Origin of the sequence: Mesorhizobium sp. M1295, from assembly GCF_040318135.1 — a bacterium.
GTDB lineage: Bacteria > Pseudomonadota > Alphaproteobacteria > Rhizobiales > Rhizobiaceae > Mesorhizobium.
Map to the genome: position 1 here is coordinate 200,281 of NZ_JAMYLU010000006.1, position 23,754 is coordinate 224,034.

Genomic DNA, 23,754 nt, shown 5'->3' on the forward strand with positions numbered 1-23,754 from the left:
ATCCAAACGAGCGCGTCTCCCATGAGTCGATTCAAACCCGACGCGCTTTAGAACCGTACCACGGTTTCCGTCGGATTTGCGCAAAACAGACGCTTGGGTATACGGATCCTCAGCCGCGCAGCGCCGCCATCGCTGCTGCGTGCAGCTCCGGCGTCGCCGCCGCCAGGATGTCGCCGCCCTTTTCCGCCGGTCCGCCCTCGAAAGTGGTGACGACGCCGCCTGCCTTCTCGATGATCGGGATAAGCGCAACGATGTCGTAGGGCTTCAATCCCGGATCGGCAACGATATCGACGCTGCCTGCCGCCACCATGGCGAAGGCATAGCAGTCGGTGCCGTAGCGGGCGAGCTGGACCTGTTGCTCGAACAAGTCGTAGCGCAGGCGCGCGTCTCCCTTGAACAGCGCCGGCGTGGTGGTGAACAGCGTCGCGTCGGCGAGATTTGTGGTCTTGCGCGTCGTGAGTTTTCGCGGGCCACCAGGACCTTCATAATGCGAGCCGGAAGCGTTGGCGTAGAACAGCTCGCCGGTGAAGGGCTGCGACATCATGCCGGCGACGGCATCGCCGTCGACCGTCAGCCCGACCAGCGTGCCCCATACCGGCAGGCCGGAAATAAAGGCGCGTGTGCCATCGATCGGATCGATCACCCAGACATGCCGGCTGGAGATGTTTTCGCTGCCATGTTCCTCGCCGAGAATTCCGTGATCGGGGTACTGCTCGCTGATCAGCACCCGGATGGCGCGCTCGGCCTCGCGGTCGGCCTCGGTGACCGGGTCGAAGCTGCCGCGCTCCTTGTTGGTGACCGCGCCCTGATTGCGGAAGCGCGGCAAGGTCTCGGCTGCGGCGGCACGCGCAATGCGCCGCATGAACTCGATGCTGATGTCCAACTGATTCTCCCGCTCCAGCATGTTTGAGATGCCGGTTTGCCTACGGATTTGTGCCGAAACAAGGGCGTTTTGTACCGAAACAAGGGCATTCGGAGCCTTTCGCACGACGCCAACTGTTGCTCGAATGCAACGCAGTCATCATGGAAATGCAATTTCCACTTCACAGTGAATTAAAAAAGCCGGAACGTGCCTTGACATTTGTGCAGCGCACAATACGTTTGTTCTCGGACAGGGGTTCCTGTCCATGCCCTCCTTGGGCGTTTCCTCCCTAGACTTCGACCGTGTCGTGCAAACGATGCGGTCTTTTTTTACGCTTTTTACGCTGCCACATGAGCGGCGAATGCCGCGATTCCGGCCGCTATTCGGCGGCCAGCGGCAGATCGACGAAATGATGATCCGGCATTGCCATCAACTCGGCCGAAAACCGCGCCAGGTCGTCGGCCAACGCGTCGAAACCAGCTGATCTCTGGAACGTCCGCTCATTCATGTAGAGCCCGCGATTGACCTCGATCTGCAGAGCATGCAGATGGCGCACGGGCCGGCCATAGTGCTCGGTAATGAAGCCTCCGGCATAGGGCTTGTTGTGGGCAACGCTGTAGCCCATGCCGGTGAGCAGGCCGATCGCCGTCTCGGTCAACGCCGCCGCGGCCGAGATGCCGAAACGGTCGCCGACGATGAAATCCGGCCGCAATCCGCTGTCGCCAACTCTTATGCTTGCCGGCATCGAGTGGCAGTCTATCAGCACGGCGTAGCCGAAGCGCGCATGCGTTCTGGTCAAGAGCCGCTTCAGCGTCTCGTGATAGGGCTTGTAGACCGCTTCGATGCGCGCGACGGCTTCTGCCAGCGGCAAGCGGCCGGAATAGATGTCGAGCCCCTCGCCGACCAGCTTGGGCACGGTGCCGAGCCCGCCGGCCACCCGCGCCGAGCGGATGTTGCAGAAGGACGGCACCGGTTCGGCGAACATGCGCGGGTCGAGTTCCCACGGCTCCCGGTTGACGTCGAGATAGGCGCGCGGGAAGTTTGCCGCCAGCATCGGCGCCCCGAGCGCGACGGCACCGCCGAACAATTCCTCGACATAGCAGTCCTCGGAGCGGCGGATGGCGTTGCGGTCCAGCTTGGCCATCGCCATGAACCGGTCCGGATAGTAGCGGCCGCTATGCGGCGAGTTGAAGAGGAAGGGAACGCGCTGTTCGGCGCCCGATCGGATTTCGAAGGGTGGAACGACCGAAAAATCCTCGGCTGCCGTTTTCAATTTGAACGAACCCGGAAATACCAATGCATCATGATAGGAAAGTGCCACCTCGCCGCCCGCATGTCCAGCCGCCGAAGCGCTAGCCAAATCAGGATTGTGCGCCCAACGTTCACTTGATGTTTACCGTCACCTCCTCATATACAGCATGGTTAACGGGCTTGCCGCACGGCATTGTCGGTTGGGTGATTCGGACGGGACAAGATGGCACGCATTCTGCTGGCGGAAGACGACGACGACATGCGCCGGTTCCTCGTCAAGGCGCTGGAGCGCGCCGGCTATCAGGTCAGCGATTTCGACAATGGTGCCAGCGCCTATGAGCGGTTGCGCGAGGAACCTTTTTCGCTGCTTTTGACCGACATAGTCATGCCGGAGATGGATGGCATCGAACTCGCCCGCCGCGCCACCGAGATCGACCCCGACCTCAAGGTGATGTTCATAACCGGCTTTGCCGCCGTCGCGCTGAACCCCGATTCGAAGGCGCCGAAAGACGCCAAGGTGCTGTCGAAGCCGTTCCACCTGCGCGACCTCGTCAACGAAGTCGAAAAGATGCTGCAGGCCGCCTGACGCGCTTTTTGTCCCGTCCTGACCGGCCCGGCAAGCCAGCCATTCTTTCCCTTTTCCCGCTATTGACGTGCAGAACCAAAAATGGTGTATGCGCGGCTTCGGATGGGCGTGTAGCTCAGCGGGAGAGCACTGCATTGACATTGCAGGGGTCACAGGTTCAATCCCTGTCACGCCCACCATCCAGACAATCCCTCAATCGGCCGTCGGTGTTTTCATCGGCTGACGTTCTCGGCCTGATCCGATCCTGACGCCGAGCTCGCCAATACCGACCTCAGGCCGCGCCGAGGCGAAGATCGCCAGTCTCGACGTGCTCCAGAAACCACGCATAGGTCTGTTCCAATCCGCTGCGCAGCGAGTAGCGCGGGCGCCAGCCGGTGGCGAACAGGCGCGATACGTCCATCAGCTTGCGCGGCGTGCCGTCCGGCTTTGTCGGATCGAATGTGATCGTGGCATCGGCGCCGGCGACCGACACGATGGTGCGGGCAAGGTCGGCAATGGTGATGTCTTCCCCAGAGCCGACATTGATGTGGCTGTCGCCGGCATAATTCTTCAACAGCCAGACCAGGGCGTCGGCGGCGTCGTCGACATGCAGGAATTCGCGCATCGGCGTGCCCGATCCCCACACCTCCAGGCTCTTGCGGCCGGCGCGCCTGGCCTCGTGCGCCTTGCGCATCAGAGCGGGCACGACATGGCTGGAATTGAGGTCGAAATTGTCGCCCGGGCCGTAGAGATTGGTCGGCATCGCCGAGATGTAGTCGACACCGTATTGGCGCCGGTAGGCCTGGCACAGTTTCAGTCCGGCGATCTTGGCGATCGCATACCATTCGTTGGTGGGTTCGAGCGGGCCGCTCAGCAAGGCGTCCTCGGAGATCGGCTGCGCCGCGAATTTGGGATAGATGCAGGATGAACCGAGAAACAGCAGCTTCTGCACCTCGTTACGGAAGGCGCTGTCGATGACATTGTTCTGCATGACGAGGTTGTCCTGCAGAAAATCGACCGGAAGCCTGTCGTTGGCCAGGATACCGCCGACCTTGGCCGCTGCCATCACCACTGCATCCGGCTTGCGGTCGGCCATCCAGCGCCGCACCCCGGCCTGGTCGAGAAGATCGAGCTCGGCGCGCGAGGCGGTCAGGACCTCGCAATCCTCGTCGGCCAATCTGCGCAGGATGGCCGAGCCGACCATGCCGCGATGCCCGGCGACAAAAACGCGCTTGCCCTGAAGGTCGAAGGTCATCAACTCACCCCAATGCAGAACGGCAGCTTTGCCAGTGGCCGGCGGAGCGCCGGATCGGCTTCTCTGTTGCCGGACGCATACCGCATACAGATTTATCCAGACAAGCCAAATCGCAAAACCACCCAAACCAGGCGTTTGGATCAGACGCTGTATCGTCTAGCGATCAGACACCCGCTACTGCGCAGAGGCTTGTCATTCTGGCGATGGCGAGTTCCGGCTCGGCCAGCAACCCCGCCTGATCGGCAAGGCGAAAGACATCGGCATAGTGACGGATGCCGCGCGCCGATTGCATGCCGCCGATCATCGAAAAGTGCTCCTGATGGCCGTTAAGCCATGCCATGAAAACGATGCCGGCCTTGTAATATTCGGTCGGCGCCTCGAAGATCTTGCGCGACAGCGGCACTGTCGGGACCATCAGCGCGTCATAGCCGGCGCGGTCGCCGTCGGCCAGCTTTGCCAGCGCCGCATTGGCGACGGGCGCGATGGCATCGAAAATGCCGAGCAGCGCGTGCGAATGCCTGTCGCCGTCGCCGGCGATCAGCTCGGGGTAGTTGAAGTCGTCGCCAGTGAACATCACCACGCCCTCGGGCAGCCGGTCCCTGAGCGCGATCTCCTTGCCGGCATCGAGCAGCGATATCTTTATGCCTTCGACCTTGCCGGCATGGCGTTCGATGATCGCGATCACCGTCTCGAGCGCAGTTTCGAAATCGCTGCTGCCCCAGTAGCCTTTCAGCGCCGGGTCGAACATATCGCCCAGCCAGTGCAGGATGACCTTGCCGGAGGACTGGGACAGGATGCGGTCGTAGACACTGACATAATCGTCGGGCCCTTTGGCGACCGCCGCCAGTGCACGGCTGGCCATCATGATCGCCTTGCCGCCAAGTCCTTCGATGAAGCCGAGCTGCTCTTCATAGGCCGCGATGACATCGGCGAGCGTGCTCGCGGCGCCCGGCGCCAGATGGTCGGTGCCGGCGCCCGACGCGAGATCGGCGCCGTCGACGCTGCGCGCCTCGGCGATCGAGCGGCGGATTAATTCCCTGGCATTTGCCCAGTCGAAACCCATGCCGCGCTGCGAGGTGTCCATCGCTTCGGCGACGCGGAAGCCGAGCCGCCAAAGGTGACGGCGAAACGCCATCGTCTTGTCCCAGTCGACTGCCGGCCGGGACCACGGATCGGTCATCGCCACAGGATCGGCGACCACATGGGCGGCGGCATAGGCGATGCGCGAGAACCGCGCGCCGGCCGCAGGCTGCACCGGCTGGCCGACAAGCCGGTAGCGGATGCGGCCGCCGCCTTCCCCTGGCAAGGTGATGTCCATGGCTCTCTCCCTTCCCAGCGCCTATTAAATGGAACGTTCCAATAAATCAAGATGCTTTGCCGCTCCGCCGTGCGCCGGTCCAATTGCGGCAGCGCAACAGCAGAAAGCCATACACTCCTTGGCAATTGGGCGCCATGAGCCGCATTTTCACGGATTCGCAAAAACGCGATTGACTCAAATCCATAGGAGGGATTAGATCGTTCCAATAAATCGCATAAGAAACCATCGGGAGGACAGATCTGGATGGCCAGCCGGGCCAAGGCAACGATACTCGACATAGCCCGTGAGGCGGGCGTGTCCAAATCGACGGTTTCGCTGGTGCTGCAAGGCAGCGGGCTGATCCGGCCTGAAACTGCGCTCAAGGTTCGCAAGGCGATCGAGGACGTCGGCTACGTCTACAACCGCGGCGCCGCCAATCTGCGCAAGGCCCATTCCAATGTCATCGGCATGGTCATCAACGATCTCACCAATCCGTTCTTCGCCGAACTGGCGGTCGGCATGGAGCGCGTCTTCCAGTCGGCCGGCGTCGTGCCTTTCATCGCCAATACGGCTGAAAACCCGGTGCGCCAAGAAGAGGTTCTGAAATCGCTGATGGAGCAGGGTGTCGCCGGGCTCGTCGTGTCTCCCGCGCGCGGCACTACGCCCGGCGCGTTCCGCCGCCTTGAGACCGCGGGCGTTCCGGTTGTCTTCGTCATGCGCCGCCTCCCCGAAAGCCGCATCCCGGTGATCACGCCCGACAATCATCGCGGCGCCTATCTCGCTACCGCCCATCTGATCGGTAAGGGCCACCGCCGGCTGGCCTTCTTCGGCGGTTCGTCCGACCTTGTCGTCTATCACGAGCGGCTGGGCGGCTTTCGCGAGGCCTGTGAAGCGCTCGGCATCGCACCGGCCGACAGGCTGGTCTTCGAGGGCGAAACCAGCCGCAAGGGCGGCATTGCCTGCCTGGAAACCGCGCTCGCCATGGCCGCGCCGCCGACTGCAGCCCTTTGCTTCAACGATGCGGTCGCCTTCGGCGTCTTGCTGGCGCTACGCAAGCGCGGCCTGGAGCCTGGCGCGGACTTTGCCGTCGTCGGCTTCGACGACGTCGCCGAGGCCGAGCACTACATGCCGGCGCTGACCAGCGTCGCGGTGAACACCGCCGGCCTCGGCGAGCGCGCCGCCCATGTCGTGCTGAAGATGATCCAATCGCGCACCACGCGCGCCGAGGATCATATCGGCGCCGTCAACCTCGTGGTCAGGGAAAGTTGCGGCCCCGATCGCAAGGAGCATGGCTGCGCAGGAATGGGAGACGCGGCATGACCTTCAGTTGGGGGCTGATCGGCGCCAGCACGATCGCAAGACAGTTCATGATCGGCGCCATCCGCGCGCAGCCGGACGGCGAGATCGCCGCAGTGATGAGCTCCAGCCTGGAGCGGGCCACCGCCTATGCTCGGGAAAACCGCATTCCGGCGGCGGTCGCGACGATTGATGAATTGCTCGGCTCCGACATCGACGCCGTCTACATCTCGACCACCAACGAATTGCATCTCGAACAGACACTCGCCGCCATCGAGGCGGGAAAGCATGTGCTTTGCGAAAAACCACTGGCGCTGACCAGCGCCGACGCCCGCAAGATGGTCGCGGCGGCCAGGGCCGCCGGCGTCGTGCTCGGCACCAATCACCATCTGCGCAATGCGGGCTCGCATCGGGCGATGCGCGAAGCGATCGCTGCCGGCCGCATCGGCAGACCGATCGCCGCGCGCGTCTTCCACTCCGTCTATCTGCCGGAAAACCTGCAGGGCTGGCGCATCACCAGGCCGGACGCCGGCGGCGGCGTGGTGCTCGACATCACCGTCCATGATGCCGACACCCTGCGCTTCGTGCTCGGCGACGATCCCGTCGAGATCTCGGCGTTCACGCAATCGGCCGGCATGGCCGCCGGCGGGCTGGAAGACGGCGCCATGTGCCTCTGGCGCTTCGCATCGGGCGTCATCGCCCAGTCGCATGAGGGCTTCACCACCAAATTCGCCGGCACCGGCTTCGAGGTGCATGGCAGCGAAGGCTCGCTGATCGCAAGGGATGTGATGACGCAGAAGCCAATCGGCTCGGTGTTGCTGCGCACGGCACAGGGCGAGGAGGAATTGAGCTTCGACCGCGAAGACCTCTATGCCCGTTCGCTGCGCCAATTCCACGCGGCGATCCGTGGCGAGAGCCAGCCTTCCGCCACCGGTGAGGACGGCGTCTGGTCGCTGACATCAGCCGAAGCGGCATTGCAGTCGGCCAGGTCCGGCAAGGCCGTTGCCATCGACCCGAAGCTCGGGAGTGCTGGGTGAGCAAGCTCGTCTCCGCGACTGAGGCTGCCGGCCTGATCAAGGATGGTATGGTCGTTTCCGTGTCATCGTCGAGCGGCCTCGGCTGTCCGGACGCGGTGCTGGCCGCCATCGGCGAGCGCTTCGACGCGGATGGGCATCCCAAGGATATCACGACGCTGCACCCGATCGCCGCCGGCGACATGTACGGCATCAAGGGCATTGATCATCTCGCCAAGCCCGGCTTGTTGAAGCGCACTTTGTGCGGCTCCTATCCATCCGGGCCGTCCTCGTCCGAACCGCCGCAGATCTGGAAGATGATCGGCGACAATTCGGTCGCCGCCTATAACGTGCCGTCCGGCATCCTGTTCGACATGCATCGCGAGGCCGCCGCCAAGCGCCCCGGGGTGCTGACCAAGGTCGGGCTCGACACCTTCGCCGACCCGCGCCACCAAGGCTGCGCCATGAATGCCGCCGCCAGCGAGCCGATCGTTTCCGTGCAGCAGTTCGATGGCGAGGAGTGGCTCTATTTCCGCTCGATCGTGCCGCAGGTCGCGATCATCCGCGCCACCACCGCCGACGAGCGCGGCAACCTCACCTATGAGCATGAAGGCGCCTATCTCGGCGGCCTCGAACAGGCGCTGGCCGCTCGCAACAATGGCGGCATCGTCATCGCGCAGGTCAAGCGCGTTGTCGAGAACGGCACGCTGAAGCCGCACGATGTGCGTGTGCCCGGCGTGCTGGTCGATCATATCGTGGTGGCGCCCGACCAGTTGCAGACGACGCTGACGCCCTACGATCCGGCCATCTCCGGCGAGATCTTCCGGCCACTGTCGAGCTTTCGCAACGCTGAAATGAACGTCCAGAAGGTCATTGCCCGCCGCGTCGCCATGGAGCTTGCCGACGGCATGGTCGTCAATATCGGCTTCGGCATCTCGGCCAATGTGCCGCGCATCCTGCTCGAGGAAGGCCAGCACGGCAAGGTCACCTGGGTCATCGAACAGGGCGCGGTTGGCGGCGTGCCGCTGCTCGACTTCAAGTTCGGCTGCTCGTCGAACGCCGACGCTTTCATGCCCTCGCCGCACCAGTTCATCTATTTTCAGGCTGGCGGCTTCGACGCCTCGCTGCTGTCCTTCCTGCAGATCGACCGCCACGGCTCTGTCAATGTCTCGAAGCTTTCGGCGCGGCCGCATGTCACCGCCGGCGCCGGCGGCTTCGTCGACATCACCGCGCGGGCGAAGAAGATCGTCTTTTCCGGTTTCTTCAATGCCGGTGCCAAACTCTCATTGGCCGATGGCGGCATCCGCATCGACCAGGAGGGCAAGGTCAAGAAAGTCGTCGGCGAGGTCGAGCACATCTCCTTCTCGGGCAAGCGTGCCGTCGCCCAAGGGCAGGACATCACCTACATCACCGAGCGCTGCGTGATGAAGCTGACGCCGGCAGGGCTGATGGTCACCGAGCTGGCGCCGGGCATCGACCTTGAACGCGATGTGCTGGCGCAGGCCGAGATCCCGCTTGCTGTCGCCAACGACCTCAAAGTGACGCCGGACGCGCTCTACCACGACCGACCGATCGGCCTGTTGCTTAATAGCGGCGCCTCGCTTGGGGGCGCACATGGCTGAGCGTCTAGTAACCTTTGAAACTGACGGCGCCATCGGCATTGTCACGCTGCGCCGGCCGGAGAAATTCAACGCGCTCGACATTCCGATGCTGCGGGCGCTGGAAGCAGCACTCGACGAGGCCGAGGCGGCGGATGGCGTCCGCGTCGTGCTGGTCTGCGGCGAAGGCAAGGGCTTTTGCGCCGGCGGCGATGTCGAAGCATGGGCAGAAATGAGCGCTGTCGACTTCCAGGTGCAATGGGTGCGCCACGGCCACCGCGTCTTCGACCGGCTGGCGCGGCTGCGGCAGCCGACGATCGCCGTGCTTGCCGGCCATGCGCTGGGCGGTGGGCTGGAACTGGCAGCTGCATGCGACTTTCGCGTGGCAGAAACACAGGTGAAGCTGGGCTTCCCCGAGACCTCGATCGGCGTCGTTCCCGGCTGGTCCGGCACACAGCGCGCCGTGCGCCGGTTCGGTGCACAGGCGGTGCGGCGGATGGCGCTTGGCGGCGAGGTGTTTCTGGCAACCGATGCGATGGCGTTGGGGATTGTCGACCGGGCGGTCGAGACCGGCAAGGCGTTCGCGGACGCCAAGGCCTGGGCCGGCAAGATCGCCGAGCGCGGGCCGCTGGCAACCGAAGCCGCCAAGCTGATGATTGCCATCGCCGAAGGCGAAGAGAGTGCCGCCGCGACCGAAGCGCTGGCCAGCGGCTTCATTGCGCTGACAAGCGATCTCAGGGCCGGCGTCGAGGCTTTCAAAGCCAAGCAGAAGCCGGCGTTCTCAAGATCTTAGGAACCTGAAACTCACATGAACGCGCCTCTTAACATCACTATGCCCGCCGAGGCAGCCGCAGCGCCGAAAAGCTACCGGCTGCTGATCGACGGCAAGTTCGTCGGCGCCCAGGACGGCCGCACGCTGGAGCGCAGCAGCCCCGGCCACGGCTTCACCGTTTCGCGCTATGCGCAAGCCGGCGCGGCGGACGTCGAGGCGGCGGTACAGGCCGCGCACAAGGCCTTCGAGACCGGCCCGTGGCCGCGCATGAAAGCCGCCGAGCGCGCCGCGATCCTGCTCAAGACGGCTGGCCTGATCGAGGCGCGACTGGACGAGATTGCCCGGCTCGACGCGCTGGAATCCGGCAAGCCGATTGCCCAGGCGCGCGGCGAGATCGGCGGCGCCATCGACATCTGGCGCTATGCTGCGGCACTCGCCCGCACGCTTCACGGCGAAAGCTACGCCAATCTCGGCGATGCCATGCTCGGTGTCGTGCTGCGCGAACCGATCGGCGTCGTCTCGATCATCACGCCGTGGAATTTCCCGTTCCTTATCGTCAGCCAGAAACTGCCCTTCGCGCTCGCCGCCGGCTGCACGGCGGTGGTCAAGCCGAGCGAGATGACCTCGGCCTCGACCTTCGTGCTCGGCGAGATCCTGATGCAGGCCGGCTTGCCCGATGGCGTCGTCAACATCCTTGCCGGGCTGGGCGCCGATGTCGGCGCACCGATGGTCAGCCATCCGCTGGTCGAAATGGTGTCGTTCACCGGCTCCACCCGCGTCGGCAAGATGACCATGGCGTCTGCCGCCAACTCGCTGAAGAAAGTCTCGATGGAGCTCGGCGGCAAGAACGGCCAGATCGTCTTTCCCGACGCCGACCTCGAGGCCGCCGCCGACGCGGCGGTATTCGGCGGCTTCTTCAATGCCGGCGAATGTTGCAATGCCGGCAGCCGGCTGATCGTCCATGAGGCGATCGCCGACGAGTTCCTCGGCGCCGTCAAAGCCCTCACCGCCAAGGTGGTTGTCGGCGACCCGCTCGACGACCGCACCAAGGTTGGCGCGATGATCTCCGCCGACCATGTGGCCAAGGTCACCGGCTACGTGACGGCAGCGGAAAACGACGGCAGCCGGATTTATACTGGCGGCAAGCAACTTGCTTCCAGCGCCGGCCAGTATCTCGACCCGACCATCATTCGCGACGTCACCGAAGACATGGCCATTGCGCGCGAGGAAGTGTTCGGTCCGGTGCTCTCGGTGCTGACTTTTGAATCGATTGAAAGGGCGTTGCACATCGCCAACAACACGCCCTATGGTCTGTCGGCGGGTGTGTGGAGCGCCAGCATCAATACCTGCATGTCGGTGGCGCGGAATGTGCGTTCGGGAACCGTTTGGGTGAACACGTTCATGGAGGGTTACCCCGAACTGCCTTTCGGCGGCTACAAGCAGTCCGGTTTGGGACGCGAACTCGGCAAGCGCGCCGTCGAGGATTATACCGAGGAAAAGACAATCCAGTTTCATCGCGGCCAGCGCACCGGATGGTGGGTCGGCTGAGTTGGGAAGAACCCGGTGGCCATCCGCCGGTCGTTGTAAGTTCAACAAGGGAGGAAGTACATGTTGCGCAAACTGCTTATCGGGACGGCGCTCGCGTCGGGCGTTGCGTTCGCGGCCCATGCCGAGGACGTCAAGGAAGTCCAGATGCTGCATTGGTGGACGTCGGGCGGCGAAGCTGCCGCTCTGAACGTGCTCAAGCAGGATCTGGCCAAGGAAGGCTTTGCCTGGAAGGACGTGCCGGTGGCCGGCGGCGGCGGCGACGCCGCCATGACCGCGCTGAAGGCGATGGTGGCGGCCGGCAACTACCCGACTGCCTCGCAGATGCTTGGCTATACCGTGCTCGACTACGCCGCAGCCGGCGTCATGGGCGACCTGACCGAGACGGCGATAAAGGAAGGCTGGGACAAGTCCGTTCCCGCGGCCCTGCAGAAATTCTCGGTCTATGACGGCAAGTGGGTCGCGGCCCCGGTCAACGTCCACTCGGTCAACTGGCTGTGGATCAACAAGGCGGTGATGGACAAGATCGGCGGCACCGAGCCCAAGACCTTCGACGACTTCATCGCGCTGCTCGACAAAGCCAAGGCGGCGGGCGTCATCCCGCTCGCGCTGGGCGGCCAGAATTGGCAGGAAGCCACCATGTTCGACTCGGTCGTGCTGTCGACCGGCGGGCCCGAGTTCTACAAGAAGGCCTTCAACGACCTCGACGAGGAGTCGCTGAAGTCCGACACGATGAAGAAGTCGTTCGACAATCTCGCCAAGCTCGTCACCTATGTCGACCCGAACTTCTCGGGCCGGGACTGGAACCTCGCCACCGCCATGGTCATCAAGGGCGATGCGTTGGTGCAGGTGATGGGTGACTGGGCCAAGGGCGAATTCAACGCCGCCAAGAAGGTCCCCGGCACCGACTTCCTGTGCTACCGCTTCCCCGGCACCGATGGCAGCGTCGTCTACAACTCCGACATGTTCGGCATGTTCAACGTTCCGGAGGACCGCAAGGCCGCCCAGATCGCCTTGGCCACCGCCACTCTGTCGAAGAGCTTCCAGTCGGCCTTCAACGTCGTCAAGGGCTCTGTTCCGGCCCGCACCGACGTGCCGGACACCGATTTCGACGCTTGCGGCAAGAAGGGCATGGCCGATTTGAAGGCCGCCAATGAAGGCGGCACGCTGTTCGGTTCGCTGGCGCAAGGCTATGGCGCGCCTCCGGCGGTTGCCAACGCCTACAAGGATGTCGTCTCGAAGTTCGTGCACGGCCAGATCAAGACCTCGGACGAGGCCGTGACCCAACTGGTCAGCGCGATCGAAGACGCCAAGTAAGGCACCGCCGATGTGAATGATCTCCCCGGCGCAAGCCGGGGAGATTTCCCTGCGGCGAGGTTTTGCGGTTGCGCCGACCGGCACGCTTTCGTGCCGCAGAGCCCGCGACAGCCGAATTCCGGACCCGCCATACGGAATGGACAGATGAGTACAGTTGCTGAAACCAGTATCACGCTGACGCCGGAGCACGATGCCCGTCCGGGCGCCTCTGTGCGCTCGCGCCTTCAGGACGCGCTGCCGAAGCTCGTGCTAGCGCCAAGCTTTGCCGCCTCCGTCGTCTTCGTCTACGGCTTCATCCTGTGGACGATCTATCTGTCCTTCACCAACTCCAAGACCTTTCCCTCCTACGCCATCACCGGGCCACGCGCCTATCAGCGGCTATGGCGCTGGACCTTCGAAAGCGATCCGCCGTCCAGCTGGTACACGTCGATCACCAATATGGGGATTTTCGGCTTCCTCTATATTTCCATCTGCTTGGCACTCGGCCTGTTCCTGGCGATCCTGCTTGATCAGAAGATCCGCGGCGAAGGCATGTTGCGGCCGATCTATCTCTACCCCATGGCACTGTCCTTCATCGTCACCGGCGTTGCCTGGAAATGGTTTCTCGACCCCGGCCTCGGCCTCGAGCAGACGTTGCACCAGTGGGGCTGGACGAGCTTCCATTTCGACTGGATCAAGAACAAGGATTTCGTCATCTACACGGTGGTCATCGCCGGCGTCTGGCAGGCTTCGGGCTTTATCATGGCGATGTTCCTGGCCGGCCTGCGCGGGATCGACGGCGAGATCATGAAGGCGGCGCAGATCGACGGCGCCACCACCTTCCAGCTCTACCGCCGCATCGTCATTCCGCTGCTGCGGCCGATCTTCCTTTCGGCGTTGATCGTGCTCGCGCATCTCGCCATCAAGTCCTACGATCTGGTCGTCGCGCTGACCAGCGGCGGGCCGGGCGGCTCGGCTTGGCTGCCGTCGAACTTCATGTATGAGTACACCTTCAAGCGCAACGAAATGGCCGTCGGCTCGGCCAGCGCCGTGATCATGCTGATGACCATCACCGCGATCATCGTTCCCTATCTCTATTCCGAGCTCCGGGAGAAGCCGCGATGAGCGCCGTGGCCACTCCTGCTCGCCAGAACACTGGCGGTATCCGCGCCAGGACGGTCAACCGCATCGTCATCTACGGGCTGCTGGCGCTGTTCGCGCTGTTCTACCTGATGCCGCTATTCGTCATGCTGGTGACCTCGTTCAAGACCATGGACGAAATCCAGAACGGCAACATGCTGGCGCTGCCGCAAGCGCCGACTTTCGCACCCTGGATAAGGGCGTGGAGCGAGGTCTGCTCGGGTCTCACCTGCGTCGGCATGAAGGGTTATTTCTGGAACTCGATCAAGATGGTGGTTCCAGCGGTCGTCATCTCGACCCTGCTCGGCGCGCTCAACGGCTATGTGCTGACGAAGTGGCGCTTTCGCGGGGCGACGCTGGTGTTCGGGCTGATGCTGTTTGCCTGCTTCATCCCGTTCCAATCGGTTCTCTTGCCGATGGCAACGATCCTCGGCAGCTTCGGCCGGTTCGGCGTCAAACTGCAGAACGCGACCGGCCTCACCTTCGGCTTCGGCAATCCGACGGTGAACCTGGTGTTCGTCCACGTCGTCTACGGCATCGGCTTCACCACCCTGTTCTTCCGCAATTACTACGAAGCGTTTCCGAATGAATTGGTGAAGGCGGCGCAGATCGACGGCGCCAGCTTCTTCCAGATCTTCCGGCGCATCATGCTGCCCAACTCGCTGCCGATCATCGTGGTGACGGTGATCTACCAGTTCACCAATATCTGGAACGACTTCCTCTTTGCCTCCGCCTATGCCGGCTCCGGCGACGTGATGCCGATGACCGTGGCGCTGAACAACGTCGTCAACACCTCGACCGGCGTCGTCGAATACAACGTCAACATGGCGGCGGCGATGATCGCCGCGCTGCCGACGCTCCTCGTCTATGTGCTCGCCGGCCGCTATTTCGTGCGCGGCCTGATGGCCGGCGCCGTCAAAGGATAATCGCATGGCTTTTCTGGAAATTGACGGGTTGAAGAAGCGTTTCGGAGCGGTCGAGATCCTGAAAGGCATCGATCTCGACCTCGAAAAGGGCGGCTTTCTCGTGCTGGTCGGGCCCTCCGGTTGCGGCAAGTCCACGCTGCTCAACACCATTGCCGGCCTGGAGACCATCACCGAAGGCGAAATCCGCGTCGACGGACGCACGATCAACGATCTCCACCCCTCCAAGCGCGACATCGCGATGGTCTTCCAGAGCTACGCGCTCTATCCGAACATGACGGTCGCCGGCAATATCGCCTTCGGCATGGAGATGCGCGGCGTGCCGGCCGACGAGCGCCAGAAGGCCATCGACAAGGTGGCGAAGGTCCTGCAGATCGGCCATTTGCTGAAGCGCAAGCCAAGCCAGCTTTCCGGCGGCCAGCGCCAGCGCGTCGCCATGGGCCGGGCACTGGTGCGCGATCCAAAGCTGTTCCTGTTCGACGAGCCTTTGTCCAACCTCGACGCCAAGCTGCGCGTCGACATGCGCATCGAGATCAAGCGCCTGCACGCCACCACCGGCACCACCATCGTCTACGTCACGCACGACCAGATCGAGGCGATGACGCTGGCCACCAAGATCGCGGTGATGCGCGACGGCGAGGTGCAGCAGTTCGGTACGCCGGCCGAAATCTATAACAATCCGGTCAACCTGTTTGTTGCTGACTTCATGGGCTCGCCGGCGATGAACCTGATCCCGGCGACGATCGGCAGCAACGGCAGCGGCTTCTCCGTCGTCATGGAGCGCGAGGCGCGCCAGCCGATCTCGCTGCCGCTGGCCAATGCGCCGGCCGGCCTGTCGGCGTTCCAGGGAAAACCGATCATCTTCGGCGTCCGCCCGGAAGCACTGACCGATCCCGAAGGGGCCGAACGCAACGCCTCGAACATCGCCCGCGCCGACTGTCACATCGAGGTCATCGAGCCGGCCGGCTCGGATACGTTCGCGGTCACCAATCTCGGCGGCAAGGCGGTGGTGGCGCGGCTGCGCGCCGACGCCAACATCCAGCCCGGCACGGTCACGCCGCTCGCCTTCAACCTGACCAAGGCGGTGTTCTTCGATCCGGCGACCGAGAGACGCATCGTCTGACGGCCATGACAAATCCAGATATCGTCATCATCGGCTCCGGCATAGGCGGCGCCACGATCGCTTCCGGCCTTGCCGGCGGTGGCGCCTCGATCCTGATGCTGGAGCGCGGCGAACCGCTGCCGGCGACGCCGCATACACGCGACACCCGCGCCATCTTCGTCGATGGCCACTACCGGCCGAAGGAGATGTGGCTCGAGGCCGGGGGTGCCGCGTTCAACCCTGGCAATTACTACTATGTCGGCGGCAATTCGAAATTCTACGGCGCGGTGCTGATCCGCTACCGCAGGCAAGACTTTTCGGAGATGGAGCACTATGGCGGCATCTCGCCGGCCTGGCCGTTTTCCTATGAGGAATTCGAACCCTGGTATTCCAGGGCCGAGCAGCTTTTTCGCGTGCGTGGTGCGCTCGGCGAAGACCCGACCGAGCCGTTCCACTCGACGCCCTACCCTTTCGGCCCGGTACCCGACGAGCCGCCTATCGCGCGTGCGCGCGCCGAGTTGAAGAGCCTGGGCCTGCATCCGGCATCGCTGCCGCTCGGCGTCGACATCGAAGCCTGGCTGAAAGACGGCAGCACGCCGTGGGATGCGTTTCCCAACACCGGCGCCGGCAAGGTCGACGCGCAAACGGGGCCGCTGGCGTCGGCCCTTGCCGACCAGAACATCAAGCTCGAGACCGGCGCGCATGTCGAACATCTCGAAGCATCGCCGGACGCCAGGACGATCGCCGCCGTCCATTATCGACAGAACGGTACGCTGAAGAGCGTCGCGCCGAAGCTGGTCATCCTGTCGGCCGGCGCGGTCAATTCCGCCGCCATCCTGCTGCGTTCGCCTTCCCCCAACGGCAAAGGCGGCGGCAAAGGCCTGGCCAACCGCTCCGACCAGGTCGGCCGCAACTTCATGAACCACAATTCGAGCGCCATGCTGGCGATCGATCCGCGCCGCCGGAACAAATCCGTCTACCAGAAGACGCTGATGCTGAACGACTATTATCTGTCCGACGGCAAGGGCGGCAAGCCGCTCGGCAATGTCCAACTCCTCGGCAAGATCGACGGCAACATCCTCAAGGCCAATGTCAGGCGCGCGCCCAAATTCGCGCTCGATTTCATGGCCGGCCGCGCCGTCGACTGGTATCTGATGTGCGAGGACCTGCCCGATCCCGAGAGCCGCATCATGGTCGACGGCAAGGACATCGTCATGCAGTGGCGGCGCTCCAACATGCAGTCGCTCGACGGGCTGACCAAGCTGATGCGCGAGAATTTCCGCGCCTGCGGCTATCCGATCGTCCTGTCGCGGCCGTTCGACAAGCGCACGCCCTCGCACCAGTGCGGCACGGTGAAGATGGGCAATGACCCGGCGACCTCGCCGCTCGACCCATTCTGCCGCTCCTTCGACCACAGCAATTTGTTCGTCGTCGATGCCGGCTTCCTGCCGAATTCGGCCGCCGTCAATCCGGCGCTGTCGATCGCCGCACAGGCGCTGCGCGTCGCCGACCACATCCGCAAGACGGAGCTCGCAACATGAGCCGCCCGGCAGCGATCGTCACCGGCGGCGCGCGCGGCATCGGCCTTGCCTGCGCCGAGGCGCTGGCCAGCGCCGGCTTCGACATCCTCGTCGCCGACCTTGCCAACGAAGCCGCCGACGGGCTCGCCGCCGACATCACCGGGCGCGGCGCGAAGTTCGCCTATGTCAGCGGCGACATCGCCGACCTCGACGACCATGCAGCGCTGATCGATGCCGCGACAAGCGCCTTCGGCCGCATCGACTGCCTGGTCAACAATGCTGGCATCGGAACCGTCCTGCGCGGCGACCCGCTTGAACTCAAGCCGGAAAATTTCGACCGGGTGCTCAGCATCAATCTGCGCGGCACCGTATTCCTCAGCCAGGCCGTTGCCAAAGCGATGCTCGACCTGCCGAGCGATGGTGTGAGGTCGATCATCACCATCACTTCGGTCAGTGCCGCCATGGCCTCGCCGGAACGCTCCGATTACTGCATTTCCAAGGCCGGGCTTTCGATGTGGGTGAAGAACCTGGCGCTGCGGCTTGCCGCCGAAAACATCGCCGTGTTCGAAGTGCGGCCGGGCATCATCCGCACCGACATGACCGCGGGTGTCACCGCCAAATATGACGGATTGATCGACGGCGGCCTGGTGCCGGCAATGCGCTGGGGCGAGAGCAAGGATATCGGTGCCGCCGTGGCGGCGCTCGCCGGGGGCAAGCTCGGCTTTTCGACCGGCTCGGTCATCAATGTCGACGGCGCGCTGTCCGTGCCGAGGCTATGAACAGGTGACGCCATGATCGACTACATCCCATGACTGACTACATAATTGTCGGCGCCGGCCCGGCCGGCTGCGTACTCGCCAATCGGCTGAGCGAAGATCCGTCGCATCAGGTGCTGCTGCTCGAAGCCGGCGGCAAGGACTGGCATCCCTTGATCCACATGCCGGCCGGTTTTGCCAAGATGACCAAGGGCATCGCCGCCTGGGGCTGGTCGACGGTGCCGCAAAAGTACATGAACGATCGCGTCTTCCGGTACACGCAGGCCAAGGTGATCGGCGGCGGCTCTTCGATCAACGCCCAGATCTACACGCGCGGCAACGCACGCGACTACGATGCCTGGGAGAAGGAAGAAGGCCTTGCCGGTTGGGGCTATCGCGACGTGCTGCCCTATTTCAAGCGCGCCGAGAACAACCAGCGCTATGCCAACGATTTTCACGGCGACCAGGGCCCGCTCGGCGTATCGAACCCGATCGCGCCGCTGCCGATCTGCGAGGCCTATTTCCGTGCCGGACAAGAGATGGGCATTCCCTTTAATCCCGACTTCAACGGCGCCAGCCAGGAGGGCGTCGGCTACTACCAATTGACGCAGAAGGACGCAAAACGCTCCTCCGCCTCGGTCGCCTATCTCAGGCCGATCCGCGAGCGCAAGAATCTCACCATCAGGACCGGCGTTCTGGTGACACGCATCGTCGTCGACAAAGGCCGCGCTGTCGGCGTCGAGATCGTCGACAAGCCGGGCGGCCAGCCAACGATCCTGCACGCCGAACGCGAGGTGATCGTCTCGTCCGGCGCCATCGGCTCGCCGAAGCTTCTGATGCAGTCGGGCATCGGCCCGGCCGACCATCTGAAGGCGGTCGGCGTGACGCCGGTGCACGATTTGCCCGGCGTCGGCTCCAATCTGCAGGATCATCTCGACCTGTTCGTCATCGCCGAATGCACCGGCAACCACACCTATGACAACTACGCCAAGCTGCACTGGACGGCGTGGGCCGGCCTGCAGTATCTTCTCCTGAAGAAGGGCCCCGTGGCCTCCAGCCTGTTCGAGACCGGCGGCTTCTGGTACGCCGATCCGACCGCCGCCTCTCCCGATATCCAGCTGCATCTCGGCCTCGGCTCCGGCATCGAGGCCGGCGTCGAGAAGCTGAACAATCCGGGCGTGACACTGAACTCGGCCTTCCTGCCACCGCGCTCGCGCGGCACGGTGCGGCTGAACAGTGCCGACCCGGCCGACCGCCCGCTGATCGATCCGAACTATTGGTCCGATCCCTATGACCGCGACATGTCGATCAAGGGGCTGAGGCTGGCGCGCGAGATCATGCGGCAGAAGGCGCTGCAGCCCTACGTGCTGCGCGAGGTACTACCGGGACCCGACCTGCAGACCGGCGACGAACTGTTCGACTACGCCTGCCGCAGTTCCAAGACCGACCACCACCCGGTCGGCACCTGCCGCATGGGCCACGATGCGATGAGCGTGGTAACGCCCGATCTCAAGCTGCGCGGCATCGAGGGCCTGCGCGTCTGCGACGCCTCGGTGATGCCGCGCATCCCCTCCTCCAACACCAACGCGCCGACGATCATGGTAGGCGAAAAGGGCGCCGATCTGATCCTTGGCCGGGAGCCGCTGCCGCCGGCGGTGTTTTCCACCAACCGAGCGGCATGAGGGACAAAGAATGATCAGGCACTGTGTTTTCGTCAGATTCCGCAACGATGTCGCCATCGCCGAGCGCGCGGCAATCCATGGCGATCTCGAAGCGTTGCGGCCGGTGATCGACGGCATGGGCAAGGTCGAGTTCAGCGCCAACACCAGCCCAGAACCCTTCGCCCGCGGCTTCACGCACGGCTTCACCATCGACTTTCGCGATGCGGCGGCACGCGATGCCTATCTGGAGCATGAAGCGCACCAGCGAGCCGGCGCGAGACTGGTCGCGGCGCTCGAAGGTGGCACGGACGGGCTGATGGTGTGCGACCTGGAGATCGCGTGACTATCCCAGTCTCAGCGCAACGACGCCGGCGACGATGCTAAGCACCGCAGCACCTCGCCATGCCGTCATCTTCTCGCCGAGCGCGAACACCGAGATCATCATGGCGAACAGGATCGATGTTTCGCGCAGCGACGCCACCGAGGCGATCGGCGCCTTGGTCATCGCCCACATCACGATCCAGTAGGCGCCGCCGCTGAGCACGCCGGTATAGATTCCCGCCTTCCAGTCGCGCGCCAGCACCGGCAGCGCCCGTGGGCCGCGAAAGACGACGCACAGCACCAGCGCCCACAGCGCATCGCAGACGAACAGCCAGGCCGCATAACTCGACGCGGTGGCGGCGAGCCGCGCGCCGCTGCCGTCCGACAGCGTATAGCTGGCGATGAAGATCGATGTGCCCAGCGCGAAGCCGACGGCGCGCAGGTTCAACTTCTCCAGATGCGCGCCGCCGCGAAACGACAGCACCAGCGTGCCCGCCGACAACAAGACGATGCCGAGGATGGCGAGCGGCGCCGGCATCTCGGCCACAACCACAATGCCCCCCAAAGCAGCCAATAGCGGCGCGGTGCCGCGCGCCAGCGGATAGGTCTGGGCGAAATCGCCGGCCTTGTAGGCACCGATCAGGAACGTCCTGTAGCCCATGTGGAAGACAACCGAGGCGAGGATGTATGGCCACACTTCCGGCTTCGGCACCTCGACGAAAGGCAACGTCACCAGCGCGGCGGCACCCATGCCGGCCGTCATCAGCGTAATCGACAGGAAACGGTCGAGGTGGACCTTGACCAGCGCGTTCCAGATCGCATGCATGGCCGCGGCGGCAAGCACGGCGAAAAAGACAAACAGGCTCATCGGCGGCTCATCCGCCGCCGGTGCCGGTGGCGAGGGCTGTTTCCAGATCGATATCGACCCTTAGCGGAAAATGGTCGGAGGCGATTTGAACGGTATCGGCACTGACCGAGCGCACACGCCCGGCAAACATGCCGCCGACGAAGCAATGGTCGAGCCGGCGCTTTGCCACTTTGCCGTCGATGGTCTTCACATGGGTATGAAAGTCCGCTGTCGGTTTACCGGCGACAATGGCGGCATCGACAAAACCGTCGAGATAGGCGGCACCGCGATGGTAGGGCGTGCTGCCGACGATGCGGCGATATTCGGCGCTGTCCGGCTCCATGTTGAAGTCGCCCATCCAGATCGCCGCCAGCGGGTTTTCCGGCTCCGTCCCATCATTGCTCCAGTTGCGCGCCGGCTCGTCGTCGGCGCCGCTCCACGGGCCGCCCTCGGATAGGGCGCGGCGATGCTCGGCTAGCAGGTAGTCGATCTGCTCCAGCCGCTCCTCGGCCGCGATATGCGCCAGATGCAGCGAGAAGAATCGCACCGGGCCGGCGGGGGTGCGGATCATGCATTCGAGTGCCGCGTTGCGCGTGTTGAGCGGCCGCAGCGTGCGCCTGAGCGGCAGCGTGTGCAGCCGCGACCAGACGATCGGCAGCTTCGACAGCACCATGGTGCCGAATTGCCGCCGCCGGTTGATGACGCGGCCGTCACGCCGTTCGCCGGCATCCATGTCGAAGGCCGGGCCATAGACCCAATGATAATCGGGCAGCAATTGCGAAAGAAGTTCCGGCTGGTCGTCCTCGTTACTGCGCAGCCAGTGTCGTTCCACCTCCTGCAAGGCGATGATGTCGGCGCCGTCAACGACCTTGGCACAGCGCTCAAGGTCGTAGCGGCCATCGCTGCCGAAGCCGTATTGGATGTTGTAGCTGACCAGCTTCATTGCTTATCCGGCTCAATTTTTGTGATGGCTGTAGCGGTTAGGCGATAGCGACGCAATGTACCGGGCAAATGACCGGGGCTAGGCCAGGCGGCAGCTTGCCTGCGCCCTGCCTAAGTCGTCAGCGGCTGGAACCGCCCCGCCGGCGATGCCGCCAGTTCCGACCAGTCGATCTCTTCCTCCAGCCGGTGATAGGCTTCGTCACCGATCGTCCCGTCGCGGCGCAGTTCCTCCAGCGCATCGCGCTGACGCTTGATGGCATAAAGGCGCAACCTGTCATACTCGGTCGCTGCCTGCGCATCCTCTGGATTTTCGGCGATCGCGCGCTGGGCGGCATATTGCTCGCGCACCGCCGCCGCGGCGCTCGATGTCTTGCCGCTCAACACGTCCAGGGCAGCCTGCATGATGGCGACGCGCGCTTGCGCAACCTCACGGTCGATCGTCTCGTCCGGATCGAGGTCAAGCCAGCGCAGCAACGGCTTCAGGCTGATGCCTTGCAGCACCAGCGTGCCGAGGACAACTGTGAAGGCTGCGAGCACGATCGGGTCGCGGCCGGGAAAATCCTGCGGCAAGGCAAACGCCGCGACAAGGGTGACGAGGCCGCGCATGCCGCACCAGCCAATCAGCACGCCACCGCGAAACGAAGGCGCTTCTCTTTGCCGTTCCGCGTCGCCGAAGCGGGCAAACCACCTGATGATTGCGCCGCAGCCCAACACCCAAACCAAACGCGAAACGATGACGACGGCGAGAACCGCTGCGGCAAACACGAACGCTGCGGCTTGCCCCTCCCCCGCAAGTCGGCCGACGATCGATCGGGCCTGCAGGCCCATCAGCACGAAGGCCAGCACGTTGAGCACGAACACCGCCGACTCCCAGACCGAATAGGTGCTGACCCGCCTCCTCGCCGACATCAGGCGCGGTGCGGTGCGCGCGATGGTCATGGCATAGACGACGATGGTGATGATGGCGGAAAGGCCCAGCCTGTCGGCCAGGATCCAGACGCCGAATGTCCCGGCAAATTGCACCACGGTGCTGCTTGCCGCATCCTCGATTCGGGTGAGCGTCAGCAGCGAGAAGCGGCCAAGCAGATAACCGGCGACAAGGCTGCCGATCGTCGACAGCAGGATCGTTGGAACGGCGCTGCTCAGCAGCACCGGGCCGAGCGCTGCCGTCACCGCGATCCGGTAGATCAAAAGCGCGGTGGCGTCGTTGAGCAGGCTTTCGCCTTGCAGGATGGCGGTGATGCGGTGCGGCACCTTGAACTGCCCGAGCACGGCACTCGCCGCGACCGCGTCCGGCGGCGCCACGATGGCGCCAAGGGCGATGGCCGCAGCGATCGGCAGGCCCGCCATTTTCCAGCCGACCAGCGCAACAGTCACGGTGGTGAAGACGACGGCGCCGAGCGCCAGCAACGCAAGCGGAAGCCTGTATCGGTTGAGGTCGCGCAGCGATGTGTCATAGGCAGCATCCAGAAGCACGGGCGCGATGAACAGGGCAAGCGCCAGTTCCGGGTCGATCTCGATCGTCGGCGCGCCAGGCAGGAAGGCAATCCCCGCCCCGACCAGTGCCAGCAGCGAGGGATAAGGAACCTGCAAGCGTCGCGACAGCCCCGTCAGCGCGACGGCTATCAACAGCAGAACAAGGGTCAGTTCGAAAAGCGCCATGCCCTATCGTAGCGGTGAAGCAGGATTATTGGCAGTGGCAAAGTCGCGCCGTATCGAGGCTGTCCCACAGCTTTTCAGCGCCTATTATGCGTCTGTGGCGCAGCCCGGAAATCGGCCGCGCTGACCTCGCT

General features: G+C 64.0%; 21 protein-coding genes and 1 tRNA gene. 15 read left to right on the forward strand and 7 right to left on the reverse strand.

Going from position 1 to position 23,754, the window contains the following annotated elements; genetic code table 11:
* Positions 1-109: 109 nt before the first annotated feature.
* Together hisN and NKH29_RS11620 are read right to left on the reverse strand one after the other, a co-directional pair.
* Complete coding sequence (hisN, locus tag NKH29_RS11615) at positions 110-883, reverse strand: histidinol-phosphatase (RefSeq protein WP_023719086.1); 774 nt, start codon at positions 881-883, stop codon at positions 110-112.
* A gap of 358 nt (positions 884-1,241) precedes the next feature.
* Positions 1,242-2,183, reverse strand: coding sequence for an N-formylglutamate amidohydrolase (locus NKH29_RS11620; protein ID WP_352481931.1), 942 nt, complete (start codon positions 2,181-2,183; stop codon positions 1,242-1,244).
* Between the two features lie 153 nt (positions 2,184-2,336).
* Between NKH29_RS11620 and cpdR the strand changes: the two genes are divergently transcribed.
* Positions 2,337-2,699, forward strand: a complete 363-nt coding sequence (cpdR, locus tag NKH29_RS11625; protein ID WP_006199474.1) for a cell cycle two-component system response regulator CpdR — start codon at positions 2,337-2,339, stop codon at positions 2,697-2,699.
* A gap of 104 nt (positions 2,700-2,803) precedes the next feature.
* Positions 2,804-2,878 (forward strand) — tRNA-Val (locus NKH29_RS11630).
* Between the two features lie 92 nt (positions 2,879-2,970).
* Here NKH29_RS11630 and fcl read toward each other — a convergent pair.
* Together fcl and NKH29_RS11640 are read right to left on the reverse strand one after the other, a co-directional pair.
* On the reverse strand, positions 2,971-3,933 hold the full coding sequence (gene fcl / locus NKH29_RS11635; protein WP_352481930.1) for a GDP-L-fucose synthase: 963 nt from the start codon (positions 3,931-3,933) through the stop codon (positions 2,971-2,973).
* A gap of 163 nt (positions 3,934-4,096) precedes the next feature.
* Positions 4,097-5,251, reverse strand: a complete 1,155-nt coding sequence (locus NKH29_RS11640) for a dihydrodipicolinate synthase family protein (RefSeq protein ID WP_023719064.1) — start codon at positions 5,249-5,251, stop codon at positions 4,097-4,099.
* Between the two features lie 243 nt (positions 5,252-5,494).
* Between NKH29_RS11640 and NKH29_RS11645 the strand changes: the two genes are divergently transcribed.
* From NKH29_RS11645 to NKH29_RS11705, 13 genes are all read left to right on the forward strand, one after another.
* Complete coding sequence (locus tag NKH29_RS11645; protein WP_352999619.1) at positions 5,495-6,550, forward strand: LacI family DNA-binding transcriptional regulator; 1,056 nt, start codon at positions 5,495-5,497, stop codon at positions 6,548-6,550.
* Positions 6,547-7,563 (forward strand): Gfo/Idh/MocA family protein, encoded by a 1,017-nt coding sequence (locus NKH29_RS11650; protein ID WP_352999621.1) that lies wholly within the window; start codon positions 6,547-6,549, stop codon positions 7,561-7,563. Before NKH29_RS11645 ends, NKH29_RS11650 begins: the two co-directional genes overlap by 4 nt.
* The gene (locus NKH29_RS11655) at positions 7,560-9,161 is read left to right on the forward strand and encodes an acyl CoA:acetate/3-ketoacid CoA transferase (protein ID WP_352494699.1); all 1,602 of its coding nucleotides are present in this window, start codon (positions 7,560-7,562) and stop codon (positions 9,159-9,161) included. The genes NKH29_RS11650 and NKH29_RS11655 overlap by 4 nt, the downstream gene beginning before the upstream one ends.
* Positions 9,154-9,930, forward strand: coding sequence for an enoyl-CoA hydratase/isomerase family protein (locus NKH29_RS11660; protein ID WP_352494698.1), 777 nt, complete (start codon positions 9,154-9,156; stop codon positions 9,928-9,930). The genes NKH29_RS11655 and NKH29_RS11660 overlap by 8 nt, the downstream gene beginning before the upstream one ends.
* A 15-nt stretch (positions 9,931-9,945) precedes the next feature.
* Complete coding sequence (locus tag NKH29_RS11665; protein WP_352999623.1) at positions 9,946-11,457, forward strand: aldehyde dehydrogenase family protein; 1,512 nt, start codon at positions 9,946-9,948, stop codon at positions 11,455-11,457.
* Positions 11,458-11,517: 60 nt separating this feature from the next.
* Positions 11,518-12,771 carry an ABC transporter substrate-binding protein gene (locus NKH29_RS11670; protein ID WP_031194023.1) on the forward strand — a complete coding sequence of 418 codons (1,254 nt, stop codon included), beginning with the start codon at positions 11,518-11,520 and terminating at the stop codon, positions 12,769-12,771.
* Between the two features lie 144 nt (positions 12,772-12,915).
* Positions 12,916-13,875, forward strand: coding sequence for a carbohydrate ABC transporter permease (locus NKH29_RS11675; RefSeq protein WP_023719058.1), 960 nt, complete (start codon positions 12,916-12,918; stop codon positions 13,873-13,875).
* Entirely contained in the window at positions 13,872-14,816 is a 945-nt protein-coding gene (locus NKH29_RS11680) for a carbohydrate ABC transporter permease (protein WP_023719057.1), read from the forward strand. The genes NKH29_RS11675 and NKH29_RS11680 overlap by 4 nt, the downstream gene beginning before the upstream one ends.
* 4 nt (positions 14,817-14,820) lie before the next feature.
* Positions 14,821-15,936 carry an ABC transporter ATP-binding protein gene (locus NKH29_RS11685; RefSeq protein ID WP_023719056.1) on the forward strand — a complete coding sequence of 372 codons (1,116 nt, stop codon included), beginning with the start codon at positions 14,821-14,823 and terminating at the stop codon, positions 15,934-15,936.
* A 5-nt stretch (positions 15,937-15,941) separates the two neighbouring features.
* Positions 15,942-17,456 carry a GMC oxidoreductase gene (locus NKH29_RS11690; RefSeq protein WP_352999625.1) on the forward strand — a complete coding sequence of 505 codons (1,515 nt, stop codon included), beginning with the start codon at positions 15,942-15,944 and terminating at the stop codon, positions 17,454-17,456.
* Positions 17,453-18,214 (forward strand): 3-ketoacyl-ACP reductase, encoded by a 762-nt coding sequence (locus NKH29_RS11695; RefSeq protein WP_352999626.1) that lies wholly within the window; start codon positions 17,453-17,455, stop codon positions 18,212-18,214. Before NKH29_RS11690 ends, NKH29_RS11695 begins: the two co-directional genes overlap by 4 nt.
* A 29-nt stretch (positions 18,215-18,243) precedes the next feature.
* Complete coding sequence (locus NKH29_RS11700; protein ID WP_023719053.1) at positions 18,244-19,872, forward strand: GMC family oxidoreductase; 1,629 nt, start codon at positions 18,244-18,246, stop codon at positions 19,870-19,872.
* A 10-nt stretch (positions 19,873-19,882) separates the two neighbouring features.
* Positions 19,883-20,194 carry a Dabb family protein gene (locus NKH29_RS11705; protein ID WP_352999628.1) on the forward strand — a complete coding sequence of 104 codons (312 nt, stop codon included), beginning with the start codon at positions 19,883-19,885 and terminating at the stop codon, positions 20,192-20,194.
* Here NKH29_RS11705 and NKH29_RS11710 read toward each other — a convergent pair whose 3' ends face one another.
* The 3 genes from NKH29_RS11710 to NKH29_RS11720 form a co-directional block, all read right to left on the reverse strand.
* Positions 20,195-21,040 (reverse strand): EamA family transporter, encoded by an 846-nt coding sequence (locus tag NKH29_RS11710; protein WP_352999629.1) that lies wholly within the window; start codon positions 21,038-21,040, stop codon positions 20,195-20,197.
* A 7-nt stretch (positions 21,041-21,047) separates the two neighbouring features.
* Positions 21,048-21,962 (reverse strand): endonuclease/exonuclease/phosphatase family protein, encoded by a 915-nt coding sequence (locus tag NKH29_RS11715; protein WP_352484616.1) that lies wholly within the window; start codon positions 21,960-21,962, stop codon positions 21,048-21,050.
* Positions 21,963-22,072: 110 nt separating this feature from the next.
* Entirely contained in the window at positions 22,073-23,623 is a 1,551-nt protein-coding gene (locus NKH29_RS11720; protein ID WP_352484618.1) for a cation:proton antiporter, read from the reverse strand.
* Between the last annotated feature and the right edge of the window lie 131 nt (positions 23,624-23,754).

Coding starts and splice junctions, on each gene's coding strand:
- cpdR (WP_006199474.1), top strand. CDS start 2,337: ATGGCACGCATTCTGCTGGCGGAAGACGACGACGACATGCGCCGGTTC.
- fcl (WP_352481930.1), bottom strand. CDS start 3,933: ATGACCTTCGACCTTCAGGGCAAGCGCGTTTTTGTCGCCGGGCATCGC.
- NKH29_RS11640 (WP_023719064.1), bottom strand. CDS start 5,251: ATGGACATCACCTTGCCAGGGGAAGGCGGCGGCCGCATCCGCTACCGG.
- NKH29_RS11645 (WP_352999619.1), top strand. CDS start 5,495: ATGGCCAGCCGGGCCAAGGCAACGATACTCGACATAGCCCGTGAGGCG.
- NKH29_RS11650 (WP_352999621.1), top strand. CDS start 6,547: ATGACCTTCAGTTGGGGGCTGATCGGCGCCAGCACGATCGCAAGACAG.
- NKH29_RS11660 (WP_352494698.1), top strand. CDS start 9,154: ATGGCTGAGCGTCTAGTAACCTTTGAAACTGACGGCGCCATCGGCATT.
- NKH29_RS11665 (WP_352999623.1), top strand. CDS start 9,946: ATGAACGCGCCTCTTAACATCACTATGCCCGCCGAGGCAGCCGCAGCG.
- NKH29_RS11670 (WP_031194023.1), top strand. CDS start 11,518: ATGTTGCGCAAACTGCTTATCGGGACGGCGCTCGCGTCGGGCGTTGCG.
- NKH29_RS11675 (WP_023719058.1), top strand. CDS start 12,916: ATGAGTACAGTTGCTGAAACCAGTATCACGCTGACGCCGGAGCACGAT.
- NKH29_RS11680 (WP_023719057.1), top strand. CDS start 13,872: ATGAGCGCCGTGGCCACTCCTGCTCGCCAGAACACTGGCGGTATCCGC.
- NKH29_RS11685 (WP_023719056.1), top strand. CDS start 14,821: ATGGCTTTTCTGGAAATTGACGGGTTGAAGAAGCGTTTCGGAGCGGTC.
- NKH29_RS11690 (WP_352999625.1), top strand. CDS start 15,942: ATGACAAATCCAGATATCGTCATCATCGGCTCCGGCATAGGCGGCGCC.
- NKH29_RS11695 (WP_352999626.1), top strand. CDS start 17,453: ATGAGCCGCCCGGCAGCGATCGTCACCGGCGGCGCGCGCGGCATCGGC.
- NKH29_RS11700 (WP_023719053.1), top strand. CDS start 18,244: ATGACTGACTACATAATTGTCGGCGCCGGCCCGGCCGGCTGCGTACTC.
- NKH29_RS11705 (WP_352999628.1), top strand. CDS start 19,883: ATGATCAGGCACTGTGTTTTCGTCAGATTCCGCAACGATGTCGCCATC.
- NKH29_RS11710 (WP_352999629.1), bottom strand. CDS start 21,040: ATGAGCCTGTTTGTCTTTTTCGCCGTGCTTGCCGCCGCGGCCATGCAT.
- NKH29_RS11715 (WP_352484616.1), bottom strand. CDS start 21,962: ATGAAGCTGGTCAGCTACAACATCCAATACGGCTTCGGCAGCGATGGC.
- NKH29_RS11720 (WP_352484618.1), bottom strand. CDS start 23,623: ATGGCGCTTTTCGAACTGACCCTTGTTCTGCTGTTGATAGCCGTCGCG.